Origin of the sequence: Acinetobacter sp. LoGeW2-3, from assembly GCF_002688565.1 — a bacterium.
GTDB lineage: Bacteria > Pseudomonadota > Gammaproteobacteria > Pseudomonadales > Moraxellaceae > Acinetobacter.
The window spans coordinates 1,184,676-1,199,203 of sequence record NZ_CP024011.1 but is presented as its reverse complement, the minus strand read 5'-3'; the positions used below and the strand labels follow the sequence as shown (position 1 = coordinate 1,199,203).

Genomic DNA, 14,528 nt, shown 5'->3' with positions numbered 1-14,528 from the left:
TATTTTTTAAATGGTTAAACCTAGATTTAATGCACTACTGTGATCTTTTTTGATATATAAAAATTATTTTTTCTTTATTCATAATATTTTAATTATTGTTTAGAATTTATTCTTCAATAAATACAAACCTCTCATAACCATTTGTATTTTATATCTTTAGAAGTCTTATCAAGTATGCTTAACTGACTGATTTACTTCTTTCAAAAACTGGTCATAATTTCGAATATAATCATTTTCGTCATAATAGTTGCTCGCCAATACCAATAATATACAATCTTCTGAAAAATCATGCATTTCATGCCAAACCATTGGCGGGATTAATAATCCTCTATTAGATTGACCAATTAAGACTTCTTGCTTTTCTCTGCCATTATCCATCAACATTTTACAGCTACCTTGAATACCAAAAGCAATTTGCTGAAGCTCTTTATGGGCATGAAATCCACGCGGAACACTAGGCTGAGTACCAAAAATATAGTAGAGTCTCTGTATACTAAAAGGGATATTTCTATTTGCTTCAGCGACAACTAAACTCCCCCGATGATCCCCTAAGTTTGGTAGTTCAATCCATTCGATCAGACTCATAATTATTAACCCGCCAAAGAAATCAAATATTGACCATATCCATTTTTATTCATCGTTTGACCAATCGCTAAAACCTGCTCTTTGCTCAACCAGCCATTTTTCAATCCAATTTCCTCTAGGCAGGCAACTTTATAGCCTTGACGTTTTTCAAGCGTTTCCACAAACTGAGCTGCTTCAAGTAGACTCCCTTGGGTACCCGTATCTAACCATGCAAAACCACGCTCAAGCAATTCAACATTTAAATCACCACGTTCCAAATACGTCTGGTTTATTGTAGTAATTTCTAACTCACCTCGTTCAGATGGCTTTACCTGCTTGGCAATTTCAATGACCTCATTATCGTAGAAATAGAGACCTGTCACAGCAAAATTTGATTTTGGCTGTTTAGGTTTTTCTTCTAAGGAGACAGCACGTTTTTGCTCATCAAATTCTACCACGCCAAATCGTTCCGGGTCTTTAACCTGATAGCCAAATATAGTTGCACCTTTTTGACGTGCCGCAGCTTGACGTAACATAGGTGTTAAACCTGGTCCATAAAAAATATTATCACCAAGAACCAAACAAACATTGCTTTGGCCAATAAATTCTTCACCCAAAATAAATGCTTGTGCTAAACCATCGGGACGAGGCTGAATCGTATAACTTAATTCTATGCCAAATTGAGAACCATCTCCTAATAAACGCTTAAACCCCTCAATATCCTCTGGGGTACTAATTACAAGAACTTCACGAATACCGGCCAACATCAATACAGATAATGGGTAATAAACCATCGGTTTGTCATAAATTGGAAGCAACTGTTTTGAGATTCCTTTGGTAATAGGATGCAAACGTGTACCTGAACCGCCCGCTAAGATAATCCCTTTTGTTGATATTGACATTATACTGCCTCCCCTAAACTTTCACGCTGATAAGAACCATCCTGAACACGATGACACCATTCCAGATTATTCAGATACCATTCCACCGTTTTACGGAGACCCGTTTCAAAAGACTCTTGCGGCTTCCATCCTAATTCGCGCTCGATTTTTGAGGCATCAATGGCATAGCGTAAATCATGCCCAGGCCGATCATTAACAAAGGTAATAAGGCTTTCATAAGTTTGCCCATTTAATCGTGGTTTGAGTTCATCTAAAATTTTACAAATTGTTTTAACCACATCGATATTCTGTTTTTCATTATGTCCCCCGATGTTGTAGGTTTCCCCAACCAGGCCTTCGGTAGCAACCCGATATAAAGCACAGGCATGATCCTCTACAAAAAGCCAATCTCGAATCTGCCGACCATTGCCATAAACCGGTAATGGTTTTCCATCCAGGGCATTTAAGATCATTAAAGGAATCAATTTCTCAGGAAAATGATAAGGACCATAATTATTTGAACAGTTGGTAACTACGACCGGCAAACCATAAGTTCTATGCCAAGCCCGAACTAAATGATCCGAGCTAGCCTTACTCGCTGAATATGGTGAACTTGGTAAATAAGGCGTAGTTTCAGTAAATAAGTCTGTTATCCCGTCTAAGTCTCCATATACTTCATCTGTTGAAATATGGTGGAATTTGAAACTAGACTTTTCAATTTTGGACAGATTCTGCCAATATTTTCGGCTCACTTCTAATAGCGTGTAAGTTCCTACAATATTGGTATGGATAAATTCTGCCGGACTATCAATTGAACGGTCTACATGAGACTCTGCGGCCAGATGCATGACCACATCTGGCTGAAATTCCGAAAATAATCGAGTTAAAGATGCATGATCACAAATGTCAGCTTGCACAAAGTGATAACGGGCATGATCCGATACAGAAATGAGTGACTCAAGGTTACCTGCATAAGTTAACTTATCAACATTTAATACATGATGTTCAGTCTCGTTAATGAGATACCGAATGACGGCAGACCCAATAAAACCGGCTCCACCAGTTACCAATATATTCATCACCATTTTGAGTATCCTTTAATATTTTTATTTTACTTTTCACAAATTATTTTTAATATATGAATACCTTCTTAGGCATATCTTTTTTTATTTATTTGTCTATAAGATATATTAATTTTATTACACAAACTACCCATAAAACAGCTAATCATCAAATACAGTTACTTTTTATATATCCGGATAATTTTTTTTAATCATAGCCTATCTTATGCAGGCTTCTAATTTTCCTATAAATTTACACTAATATTAATTTAATAATTATTGAATATAGTTTTTATTAACAATAGATTATTTCAATTACTATAGAAATAAAGGATTATAAACTTTACTGAAATATGATTAATAGTTAATAAAAATCAGCAATCTAAAAAACCTTTAGATTAGATAAAAATTATATAAAAATACCTTCATGTAATAAATATTCTACTTATACATCTTACTAAGTCGGCTATCTTGCATTAATTATAAAATCACATTTTGAAACAATTGAAGTAATGCTGATGATTAAAGCAAGTCGTTATATCTCTATAGCTTATACAATATAGGTTTTACATTTATTTGCACTAACTACATAGGGCTAATTTAAATTAAAATATTTAAATAGACTTAAGGATAAGTCTAGACAAGGGACATTATCTATTATATTTTTCAGATGTTAATCCCATAAACCAATTCAAAAAATAACATTTTATTTAATAAATAAAAATACTAAATATATAAAAATAAAGGGGTTTCAAGTGAACTATAGACACCTTTTAGGTACTTTTACCTTAAGCCTATCTCTAGTCGGATGTGCAGCAATATCTGGCTTTCAAGCCTATGATTTGCCAAAAGAAGGAATCTATCAAACTGAACTGGGAACTCAAGTTAATCTCGTAAAATTAACTCAGGACTCTCTGCCTATAGTTCAGTCTGCTCAAACTCAAAATCTAGATCGATATGCTGCTTTGTTTCAGAATGACGTTCAAGATTATCGTCTGAATTCAGGTGATATTTTGTCCTTTCAATTATGGGCTTACCCTGAAATCAGTACTGTTCCCTCAGCAACTGATACTACTAACAATGGTTATCAGATTGATCGACAGGGTTATATCCATTTTCCATTCATTGGTCGCTATAAGGCAGCAGGAAAAACTCTTGAGCAAGTGAATCAGGAAGTACGTCGTCAATTAGTTCCTTATTTAAACAGGCCAGATGTGATAGTGCGCGTACTTTCCTATCAAAGTCAGCGTTATTCCGTTGTAGGTAATGTGAAATCGGCTGGTCAATATTACTTATCTGACCAGCCGATAAGCGTTTATACGGCATTAGGTATGGCGGGTGGTATTAGCGAACAAGGAGACTCTACGTCTATACAATTAATACGTCAGGGAGCGACTTATGATCTCAATACAATTGCATTAGAAACAGCCGGATATTCATTACATAAGCTGTTGATCAAACCTAATGACACCCTTTATATCAGTCCTCGTGAAAACCAGAAAATCTATGTAATGGGTGAAGCTGGTACAAATAAACCCTTACCTCTACGTGACCGTGGGATGACTCTCGCTGATGTTCTCGGTGAAAGTGAAGGAATTAACCCAAATTCAGCCAATGCTAGCCGGATTTATGTGTTGCGTGGCAATTCAAATAAGCGGATGACTGAAATATATCATTTAAATCTAAAAAATCTGGGTGATTTTGGTCTGGCTAAACAGTTTAAAATGCACAGCAATGATATTGTTTATGTGGATGCTACAGGTCTGACTCGGTGGGAACGTGTTGTTAGCCAGATCCTTCCATTTTCATATGTCGCTGATTCCGCTATACGATAGTAAATGACTCAGCTATGAAAATTAAAATATTTTGGAAATATAGGCATAGCTTAATGATCAAATATTTATTTACAAGATCCACCCGTGACTGCTTGTAATCCATAAATGAATATGTGACAGGTTAAATTAAAAATAGACTTATGCTAATCATTATAAAAATATCTTGTCTTTACTGGACTAGATATTTCATGAAAGGACACTAAAGCCAGAATAATTGGAACTCTTTTCACAGGGGGCAGCGGGTTTTTAATGAAGTTTAATCATTTGATTTAACACTGCATTATTGACTGGAAAAATCACTTTTAATACTTTTAGATAGAAAAAAATTATGAACAACAATAACAATACTGAAAATCTGATTGACCTAAAAGGGGTGTTCTTTTCCCTGCTTGCACAATGGAAATTCATCCTTTTATTTGGCTTGCTTACTATGCTTGTTGCCTTACTATATTTACGTACTACGACGGTAAATTATAAGGTAGATGCAATTGTTCAGGTCGAAGAAATTAAAGGTGCCTCAGCTGCTTTATTGGGCAGCCTATCTACTGTCACTAGGCAAAGATCTCCATCTAACGCTGAAATTGAGGTGTTAAAATCACGTACGATTCTTGAGTCAGTGATTGACCAATTAAATTTGGATCTCCGAATTACCAGCACCGAAGACTCCTTTATCAATCGTCTGATTCAAGGCAGAACTTATCAAACTGAATATCAATCTGACGGGGTACGCTTTAAAGATGGTCAAAAAAGCTTTGATGTCCGTCAGTTTGAAGTTCCTGGTGCGTATTTAGATCAAAATCTACTGCTACAATTTAAACAAAAAAGCTTTAGTCTAATCAATCCAGATACTAAAGAAGTAATATTTCAAGGCACAGTTAACCGTCCACTACAAGTAAAAGCTGAGCAAGGTAACTGGAAAATTGCAATCTTTAGTCAAGATGACCTAAATGATAGCTATATAGTGCAACAACTCTCATTACCAGCAGCAATTGATTCTATTCTTGCCAATTATTCAATTATAGAAAAAGGTGAACTGAGTGGGGTCTTGCAACTTCGCTATCAAGGTCAAGATAAACAGCACATTACCAAAGTCCTGAATACTATTTTATCGACTTATAGCCAGCATAATATTAAACGCCGTTCGGTAGAAACTGCACAGACATTAGCATTTCTAGATGAACAATTACCAGATTTAAAAAAACAACTCGATGGTGCGGAACATGTCTTTAACAAATTCCGTCAGCAGTATAATACTGTTGATATTACGAAGGAATCGGAACTTTACTTAAACCAAAGCGTTACATTAGAAACACAAAAAGCTTTAATTGAACAAAGACAGGCAGAAATAGGAGCTAAATATGGCGTAGCACATCCAGCGATGCAAGAAATTACTGCCCAACTCCGTGTGATTAGTGGCAAGATTCGTGAGCTGAATACTACGCTTAAAAATCTTCCAGAAATCCAACGCCAGTATTTGCAATTATCACGTGATGTCGAAGTTAAACAACAGCTGTATACCAACCTGGTAAATTCCTACCAGCAACTGCGTATTGCCAAAGCAGGGGAAATTGGTAATGTGCATATCATTGATACTGCACTAGAGCCGATTGACCAGGTTAAACAGCAACAACCTCTGATTTTATTTTTAATGTTCTGTTTTGGTACTTTTCTGGGAATCCTAGCCGCACTATTCCGTAATATGCTCCATTCTGGCGTAAAAGATAGTAGTCAAATCGAATCCCTGCTTGATCTTCCAGTCTATGCCAATATTGCTCATTCCCGCATTCAGAAACCAGGGCTGAAGTTATTAAAAAAGAAAAAATCACCTTTTGTATTAGCCCTGAAACATAGTGATGATATGGCTGTCGAAAGCTTGCGAACCATACGTACAGCGAGTCATTTCGCCCTAAGTCAAGCCAAAAATAATATTATTATGATCTCGGGACCAGCTCCCAAAGTTGGAAAATCATTTGTATCCAGCAATTTGGCAGTGATTATGGCAGAAAAAAATAAACGTGTACTGATCATTGATGCGGACTTGCGTCGGGGTCATATACACAAATATTTTAATCTGGATAATCAGTATGGATTAACTGAATATCTGAATGAGCAAACGAATTTGGATCAGGTGGTACAAAGCACCCATGTACCGAATTTAAATGTTATTAGCTGTGGTCAATATCCAGCGAATCCAGCCGAACTTCTCAATTCGGCACGATTCGAGGAATTACTGCAAAACCTGGTTCAACATTATGATCACATTATTATTGATACCCCACCTGTATTGGCGGTCACAGATGCAATCATTGTGTCCCGATATGTTGGACTCAATTTGGTCGTAGCACGCTATGCAAAAACACAAATGAAGGAATTGGCACTTACAGTAAACCGCTTTAAACAGGCCGGCAGTACCGTAAATGGCTTTATCCTGAATGATATTCAGCGTTCAGCAGGTGGCAGCTACAGCTATGATTATACTTATAGTTATAAGCCTAGAGCCAAAACCAGTTGATATTATCATGTCTAAAAAACCAGCAATTATTGCTGGTTTTTTAGACTTTAAAGCTCTACCTAAGGCTAATATTCACTTGCTAAAAAACCACCCTTTCTACAAGATTTCTTAAAATTTTCTGCTAAGATGGACTGAACATTAACGATAACATCATATTGGAATAATACATGAGTAAGGCCTTACCGATTGCTGTCGCTGTTCTTCTAGGCGGTGCTGCGCTCGTTCCTGTTTACTATGCAACTCAAAACCCAGTAACACAAACTTCCAAGGCATCTAAAGATGCTTCTGCAGTTTCTAAAATCAGCTATGCACTCGGTTATGAAGTAGCACATCAAACCCCACCAGAGCTGGATATTAATAGCTTCATTACGGGTGTTCGTGATGGCCATGCCCGTAATAAAGCAGCCTATAATGAAGAAGAACTACAGGCAGCTTATGAGCAGTTCCAGAAGGATATGCAGCAAAAGCAGCTTGATGATGCTAAAAAAGCTCAAGCTTCAAGTGATTCTTTCCTTACTGAAAATGGGAAAAAAGCTGGCGTTAAGACCACTGCTTCAGGCCTGCAATACCAGGTAACCAAAGAAGGTACAGGAAAATCACCAGCCGCAAATTCTATGGTGAAAGTTCACTATACCGGCAAGCTGGTTGACGGTACGGTATTTGATAGCTCAGTTGAACGCGGTGAACCAATCGAATTTCCGCTGAATCAAGTGATTCCTGGCTGGACTGAAGGCCTACAGTTGATGAAAGAAGGTGGCAAAGCAACCTTATATATTCCATCGCAGTTAGGTTATGGTCAACAAGGTGTACCTGGCACGATCCCGCCGAACAGCACCTTAATTTTTGATGTTGAACTCATCGAAGTAAAATAATACGGTTTAGGGAGAGCAATATGCTCTCCCTTGTTTTTGAGAAACTAGAATGAAAATACAAATTAGCCTTGCTGCCCTGCTGTTATGTTCCGGTAGCTTATATGCCAAGGATATCACCACCAAAAGTACAGAAGCAGAACAGGTGGGTTACAGCTTTGGCTATCTCATGGGTCGCAATAATGCTGACTCATTAAAAGACATCAATTTAGATGCATTTAGTGCTGGATTGAAAGCAGCAGCTTCCGGTCAAAAAGCCACATTAACTGAAGAAGAAATGGCAAAGGTGCTGATGCAATACAAGCGTCAGGCAGATGCCCGTGAGTTAATTGAACTCAAAAAAACAGCAGAAGAAAATGCCAAAATTGGTCGTGAATTCTTAGCTGAAAATGCTAAAAAACCAGATATCAAAATTACAAAATCAGGACTTCAATACCAAGTCTTAGAGAGTGGCAAAGGCAAATCTCCAAGTGCGAACAGTAATGTCAAAGTACATTATGAAGGTCGTCTGATTAATGGCACTGTTTTTGACAGTTCAATTGCCCGTAACCAGCCAGTCGTGTTCAAAACTAGCCAAGTCATTATGGGCTGGACCGAAGGCCTGCAATTGATGAAACCTGGCGCCAAATATCGTTTCTTTATTCCGCCAGAACTTGGCTATGGTCAGATTGGTTCTGGTGATGTGATTGAACCGAATAGCACCTTAATTTTCGATATTGAACTGATTGAAGTGATGAAATAATTAAAAAGGAGATATCAGCGTATATCTCCTTTTTTTGACTAAAAAGAACAAATTAATCTGCTGTAATCCTGTGACATTCGTTTAGCTTTTGCTATGTTTATACTTTCATGAAAATACTTAACAACAATAGAGGAACTCCCATGGCAGCAATAAAGACACGTGAGATTCAATATACGGCACAGGATGGCAGCCAGCTAATCGGTTATTTTGCAGCACCTGAATCCGATACTCCTGTTCCGGGCGTGATTGTGGCACCTGAATGGTGGGGTCGTAATGACTATACTGAACAGCGTGCCCGTGAACTTGCAGAACATGGCTATGCTGCCCTGGCGATTGATATGTATGGCGACAAAAAGGTAACAACTGCATCAAATCAGGCCTATGAATGGATGATGCAGACTTTTGAAGATCCCGATACGATTGTGAACCGTGCCACTGCTGCCCTAAATACCATCGCTGCACAGGATGAAGTTGATGCAAACAAACTGGCAGCAATCGGTTTCTGCTACGGTGGTAAAGTTGTACTCGATCTGGCTCGTTCAAATGCCCCATTGCAAGCCGTTGCTACATTCCATGCCAATCTGTCACCAAAAGCACCAGCTCAAGAAGGCCAAGTTCAAGCCGAGATTTTAGTCCTGCATGGTGAACAAGACAGTATGGTGTCACTGGATGATGTCGAAAGTTTCCGTAAGGAAATGCAGGCTGCGAATGTGAAACATGACGTAATTATTTTCAAAGATGCTAAACATGGCTTTAGCAACCCGCTGGCTGATGAACGGGCCAAAGCCAATGGTGTAGACCTTGGTTACAATGCTGAGGCAGAAAAACAAAGCCTTGAAGCGATGTATGCCCTGCTGGCACGTCGCTTAGCTTAAGGAATGTTTGCTATTCCACTCAGAAGGTGAGTGGAATAGTGCAAAAAAATTATTGAAAAGAAATAAGGAGAATGAAATGGCTGAGAACAACTGCCCATACTGCAACTATGACGAATATGATGTCATTGCCAAAAATGACTTTGGTGTGGTGTTGCCTGAACCGAATTCATTGTCCAAAGGGCACAGCGTGATCGTTCCACTGCGACATGTGGCTTCCTTTTTTGATATCACGGATAAAGAGCGTAAAAGTCTGATGTCTTTGCTGGAACAGGCACGTAATGAACTAAATTTACGTTATCAGCCTGCTGGCTTCCATGTCGGTTTTAATGATGGTGAGGTTTTTAAAGAAAAGTCTGAACATCTGCATATTCACCTCATTCCACGTTATGAAGGTAAAGTGCTGAAACTCGATGCCCGTTGGGGAATTGAAGACTAATCCAAGGCATTTAATCTAGTTTAAAGAGAGTGAATGAACTTCGGATCATTCACTTTTTTATTGCCTAATATTCCTATTTCTCTTGATACACTTTTCACAAATCCCCTCCACTCAATCAGCTATAATGCCTTCCTGTTCCTCTTCCCTGTCCAGTATTCATGTTTGTATTTTCAGATGCACTTTTAGAATGGTTTGATGTTCACGGTCGGCATGATTTGCCGTGGCAAGTGGCAGATGATCCATACAAAGTCTGGGTATCTGAAATCATGCTGCAGCAAACTCAGGTCAAAACAGTATTACAGTACTTTGATCGTTTTATTTCGCGTTTTCCTACAGTTCAGGATTTGGGAACAGCGACTTGGGATGAAGTTGCACCTTACTGGGCGGGACTTGGCTATTATGCGCGGGCACGGAATCTACACAAAGCAGCCGGAATCGTGGCTGCACAAGGTCATTTCCCTAAAACTCTAGAAGAGTGGATCGCCCTACCAGGTATTGGTCGCTCGACTGCCGGTGCATTGATGTCTTTAGGTCTACGCCAATACGGCGTGATTATGGATGGCAATGTGAAACGGGTATTATCACGTTTCTTTGCTATTGAAGATGATCTTTCTAAACCTGTCCATGAACGCGCCATGTGGCAACTGGCTGAACAGTTATGTCCTGTTGAACGTAATCATGACTATACCCAGGCGATTATGGATCTAGGCGCGACGGTTTGTACGCCCAAAAAACCGCTGTGCCTGCATTGTCCGATGCAACAACATTGTCAGGCACATCAGCAAGGTTTAGAAAATGAGCTGCCTTTTAAGAAAGCCAAAAAGCCGGTACCAGTGAAATCTGCTCAAGTGCTGATATTACAATGTGAAGAACAATGGCTGTGGCAACAACGTCCAAATAGCGGCCTATGGGGTGGTCTCTGGTGTCTGCCAATTATTGAAGAAGCACATGAACTAGATCTGTTAAAACAGAGTTTAGGCTTAAAACAATTCGTGCAAAAAGTTGAAATTTCACATAGTTTCACCCATTTTACCTGGCAGCTTGAAGGTCTGGTATTTGCCATTGACGCTGATCTACAAGAACACTTATCGATTGAGCTAAATGGCCTCTGGATGGAGCCAACGGCAGCAGTTCAGGCTGGTATTCCAACAGCGATGAAAAAATTGATCTCTGCAACTAAACTGTGACATATTCAGAAATAAGAGATTTATAACTTAATCATTTTTTAAACTTGATACTGGTGCACAAGGAAGGACGCTTTGCAGCACAATATTCGTTTGGTCATTATTTCTTTTTTGATGCTGCTAGTGGCAGCATGTAGTTCGACTCCGAAACAGTCGGGTTCTGTACTGCTGAATCCAATTTTGGTACAGAAACTAAAGAATATATCAATGCCATCTCGACTGCCGATCCCGGTAGATAAAGTCAAGACACGCCAGCTCAAAGATACCTGGGGGGCTTCCCGTAGTAGTGGTCGCCTGCATGAAGGTATCGACATTATGGCTCCACGTGGAACCAAAGTCCTCAGTGTGACAGAGGGCCTGATTGCAGACTTACGCAATAACAATTTGGGTGGTAAAGTGGTCTGGATACTCGGTCCGGGTGGAGCTTGGCATTATTATGCTCATCTTGACGGGCATAAACGCGGTTTGAGTGTCGGGGACTATGTCAAGAAAGGTCAGGTCATTGGCTACGTTGGCAATAGCGGCAATGCACGGCATACTGCGCCTCATCTGCATTATGGGCTTTATCTGCAGGGCAAAGGCCGTGGTGCTGTGAATCCCTATCCATATTTACGATAATTTTAGGAAATGTACATGTCAGAAGCGTTGATCAACCGTCTGGTAGAATTTGCTGAGTCAGGCAATCAACAAAAAATCGTGCTCAATGGCCAAACCTATCAGGGCTGGATCATGGAAATCACCGAAGATGCGCTTCTGATCAGTACCGGTTATGCCGATAAGAGCGGTAAAGATGCCTGGATCCAGTTTACTGATCTGGAGCAGGCAGAGTTATCTTACTGGGATAACCAGCAAGATCAATGGACCACTTTTAAACTATAAAAATAAGGAGCATCACATGACCATTCAACGCTGTGGCTGGTGCTCTGATGATCCTCTCTATACTGCCTACCATGATCAGGAATGGGGACAGGCGCTGCATGATGAAAAACGCCTGTTTGAAATGCTGTGTTTGGAAGGACAACAGGCAGGATTGGCCTGGATTACAGTGCTGAAAAAGCGTGAAGCTTATCGTGAACATTTTTTTCAATATTCTATTGAAAGCATTACTGCTTTTACAGATGAGCAACTCACAGCAAAACTGCAAGATGCTAGTCTAATCCGGCATATCGGTAAACTGACTGCAATTCGGGATAATGCCCGAGCCTGGCAACAGCTAAAATCTCAAGATATTGATGTAGTCAAATGGCTGTGGTCTTTTACCCAGCAGCCGCGTTTGAATAATAATGTTGCAGATTATCGTCAGGCTCCAGCACAAACCATGGAAAGCCAGAATATGTCCAAGGCCTTAAAAAAAGCAGGCTTTAAATTCGTTGGCCCAACGATCTGTTATGCCTTTATGCAAGCAGTCGGCATGGTTGATGACCATGAAAATCACTGTCACTTTAAAACAAAATCCTCCCATTCCAATAAGAGCTGAGTCTATGTCCAATAATACAATTCAAGCCTATGCTGCGATGTCTGCAGGTGCTCTACTTGAACCTTATCAATTTGATGCAGGTGAACTGCAGCCACATCAGGTTGAAGTCAAAGTTGAATATTGTGGTCTATGTCATTCCGATATTTCAGTGATTAACAATGACTGGCGTTCTTCGGTCTACCCTGTTGTTGCGGGTCATGAAATTATTGGAACCATCACTCAACTCGGTTCAGAAGCCAAAGGTTTGCAAATTGGTCAGCGGGTCGGGATTGGCTGGACAGCAGAAAGTTGTCAGCATTGTGATCCATGTATTTCAGGTCAACAGGTTCTGTGTACTGGTGGCCAAGTCGCAACGATTGTCGGTCATGCTGGCGGTTTTGCCGATAAAGTCCGTGCGGGTTGGCAATGGGTGATTCCTCTACCAGAAGATCTAGACCCAGAAAGTGCAGGTCCCCTGCTCTGCGGTGGTATTACCGTCTTTGATCCAATTCTAAAGCATCAAATTCAGGCCATTCATCATGTGGGTGTGATTGGTATTGGTGGTTTAGGACATATGGCGATCAAGTTGCTAAAGGCTTGGGGGTGTGAGATTACCGCTTTTACTTCCAATCTGGATAAAACCGATGAGCTAAAAGCGATGGGTGCGGATCATGTGGTGAATAGTCGTGATCCTGCAGCGATTAAAACGCTACGGGGTAAATTCGATTTACTGCTCAGTACCGTAAATGTCACTTTGGACTGGCAAGCTTATCTGGCGACATTGGCACCGAATGGTACCGTACATATGTTGGGTTTACCTTTAGAACCAATGCAAATCTCGGCTGGCTCATTAATTGGCGGTGCCAAATCTGTGACGGGTTCACCAACAGGTTCTCCAGCAGCTTTACGTCAACTACTGAAATTTGCTGCGCGTAAAAATATTGCACCACAAATCGAATTATTTCCAATGTCAGAAATCAATGCGGCGATTGAACGCCTGCACTCTGGCAAGGCTCGTTACCGGATCGTGTTAAAAGCAGATTTTTAATCTTTTGGTCTGAATCCATTGATCTGCCCCACTGCAATAGTTGGGCAGATTTTTATTTTATAAATATAGCTTTAAAGATACTTGACCAGTTTGGTGGCTAGAAATTCAATAAATAAATGTACCCGTTTCGGTAAATGTTCCTGTCGATAATAGACTGCATGGATGTTCTGATACTGCAATTCAATCTGATCTTCAAATAGTGCTCGTAAATGTCCTACCTGTAAATCATCGTGTACCAAAAAGCGTGACAGGCAGGTAATTCCTACCCCGTGTAAAGCCAATTGACGGACAGTTTCCCCATTAGAAGCCTTGATCTTTGGTTCGACCGTAATATGTCTATCATTTAGCTGAATCGGCCAGGTATTCAGATGCGTTGGCTGACTAAAACCTAACAAAGTATGTTGAGATAAATCCTCGACAGATTGCGGTTTACCCTTCTGTTGTAAATAATCAGGACTTGCGACGATATAAAGCCGGCTGCGACATAACAAACGCGCATGCAGACTGGAATCCTGTAACTCCCCAAAACGGATGGCCACATCGGTTTTATGCTCCAGAAGATCAATCACCTGATCATGATTATTCAGCTCAATCTCGATATTGGGATATTGCTGCATAAATTCCTGAATCAAAGGCACAATCACATGCAGTACAAAAGGTGTAGCTGAATCGACCCGAATTAAGCCTGAGATATCACTATCGGATTTCAGTAAGGCATCTTCAGCTTCCGCCAGATCATTCAGAATCTTGCGTGATTTTTCTAGGAATAATTGCCCTTCCTGGGTCAATTTCAGTTTGCGTGTCGTGCGTTCCAATAAAGTGACATTTAACTTATTTTCCAGACGCTGCAATGCCCGACTGATGCCTGAAGTCGTCTGTCCCAACCGCTCTGCCGCTCTGATAATCGAACCATTGTCGACAATAGTAACAAAGGCTTGTAGCTCCTCAATGGTCGATTTCATCTTCAGTCCATTTAATGATTTATAGTCAATAATATTTTGCAAATTAGACTATTTTTTAGCAACAATAAAAATCGCAAAATACTTCACATCAAAAACAAGCAAG

15 protein-coding genes are annotated in these 14,528 nt (G+C 39.9%); 11 read left to right on the top strand and 4 right to left on the bottom strand.

Annotation, left to right across the window (positions count from 1 at the left end):
- Positions 1-168: 168 nt before the first annotated feature.
- The 3 genes from BS636_RS05720 to rfbB are packed head-to-tail and all read right to left on the bottom strand — an operon-like array spanning position 169 to position 2,524.
- On the bottom strand, positions 169-585 hold the full coding sequence (locus tag BS636_RS05720) for a sugar 3,4-ketoisomerase (protein WP_099337915.1): 417 nt from the start codon (positions 583-585) through the stop codon (positions 169-171).
- Between the two features lie 5 nt (positions 586-590).
- A complete protein-coding gene (gene rfbA / locus BS636_RS05715) occupies positions 591-1,466 on the bottom strand; it encodes a glucose-1-phosphate thymidylyltransferase RfbA (protein WP_099337914.1) in 876 nt (291 codons plus the stop codon).
- On the bottom strand, positions 1,466-2,524 hold the full coding sequence (gene rfbB, locus BS636_RS05710; RefSeq protein WP_099339608.1) for a dTDP-glucose 4,6-dehydratase: 1,059 nt from the start codon (positions 2,522-2,524) through the stop codon (positions 1,466-1,468). Before rfbB ends, rfbA begins: the two co-directional genes overlap by 1 nt.
- Positions 2,525-3,261: 737 nt before the next feature.
- Between rfbB and BS636_RS05705 the strand changes: the two genes are divergently transcribed.
- The 11 genes from BS636_RS05705 to ahr all read left to right on the top strand — a co-directional run bounded on the left by BS636_RS05705 (position 3,262) and on the right by ahr (position 13,463).
- Positions 3,262-4,341, top strand: coding sequence for a polysaccharide biosynthesis/export family protein (locus BS636_RS05705; protein ID WP_099337913.1), 1,080 nt, complete (start codon positions 3,262-3,264; stop codon positions 4,339-4,341).
- Between the two features lie 328 nt (positions 4,342-4,669).
- Positions 4,670-6,853 (top strand): polysaccharide biosynthesis tyrosine autokinase, encoded by a 2,184-nt coding sequence (locus BS636_RS05700; protein ID WP_099337912.1) that lies wholly within the window; start codon positions 4,670-4,672, stop codon positions 6,851-6,853.
- A 167-nt stretch (positions 6,854-7,020) separates the two neighbouring features.
- Entirely contained in the window at positions 7,021-7,725 is a 705-nt protein-coding gene (locus tag BS636_RS05695) for an FKBP-type peptidyl-prolyl cis-trans isomerase (RefSeq protein ID WP_099337911.1), read from the top strand.
- A 49-nt stretch (positions 7,726-7,774) separates the two neighbouring features.
- Positions 7,775-8,464: an FKBP-type peptidyl-prolyl cis-trans isomerase gene (locus tag BS636_RS05690; protein ID WP_099337910.1), complete on the top strand. Its 690-nt coding sequence runs from the start codon at positions 7,775-7,777 to the stop codon at positions 8,462-8,464.
- 140 nt (positions 8,465-8,604) lie between these two features.
- Positions 8,605-9,339, top strand: coding sequence for a dienelactone hydrolase family protein (locus BS636_RS05685; protein ID WP_099337909.1), 735 nt, complete (start codon positions 8,605-8,607; stop codon positions 9,337-9,339).
- 76 nt (positions 9,340-9,415) lie between these two features.
- Positions 9,416-9,775 (top strand): HIT family protein, encoded by a 360-nt coding sequence (locus tag BS636_RS05680; protein ID WP_099337908.1) that lies wholly within the window; start codon positions 9,416-9,418, stop codon positions 9,773-9,775.
- A 158-nt stretch (positions 9,776-9,933) separates the two neighbouring features.
- Positions 9,934-10,962: an A/G-specific adenine glycosylase gene (mutY, locus tag BS636_RS05675; protein ID WP_099337907.1), complete on the top strand. Its 1,029-nt coding sequence runs from the start codon at positions 9,934-9,936 to the stop codon at positions 10,960-10,962.
- A 111-nt stretch (positions 10,963-11,073) separates the two neighbouring features.
- Entirely contained in the window at positions 11,074-11,577 is a 504-nt protein-coding gene (locus BS636_RS05670) for a M23 family metallopeptidase (protein ID WP_171266061.1), read from the top strand.
- Positions 11,578-11,592: 15 nt separating this feature from the next.
- On the top strand, positions 11,593-11,838 hold the full coding sequence (locus BS636_RS05665) for a hypothetical protein (protein WP_048882603.1): 246 nt from the start codon (positions 11,593-11,595) through the stop codon (positions 11,836-11,838).
- Between the two features lie 16 nt (positions 11,839-11,854).
- Entirely contained in the window at positions 11,855-12,436 is a 582-nt protein-coding gene (locus BS636_RS05660) for a DNA-3-methyladenine glycosylase I (RefSeq protein WP_099337905.1), read from the top strand.
- A 4-nt stretch (positions 12,437-12,440) separates the two neighbouring features.
- Positions 12,441-13,463 carry an NADPH-dependent aldehyde reductase Ahr gene (ahr, locus tag BS636_RS05655; RefSeq protein WP_099337904.1) on the top strand — a complete coding sequence of 341 codons (1,023 nt, stop codon included), beginning with the start codon at positions 12,441-12,443 and terminating at the stop codon, positions 13,461-13,463.
- A gap of 71 nt (positions 13,464-13,534) precedes the next feature.
- On the opposite strand, the gene BS636_RS05650 is transcribed toward ahr, so the two are convergent.
- Positions 13,535-14,425, bottom strand: a complete 891-nt coding sequence (locus tag BS636_RS05650; RefSeq protein ID WP_099337903.1) for a LysR family transcriptional regulator — start codon at positions 14,423-14,425, stop codon at positions 13,535-13,537.
- Between the last annotated feature and the right edge of the window lie 103 nt (positions 14,426-14,528).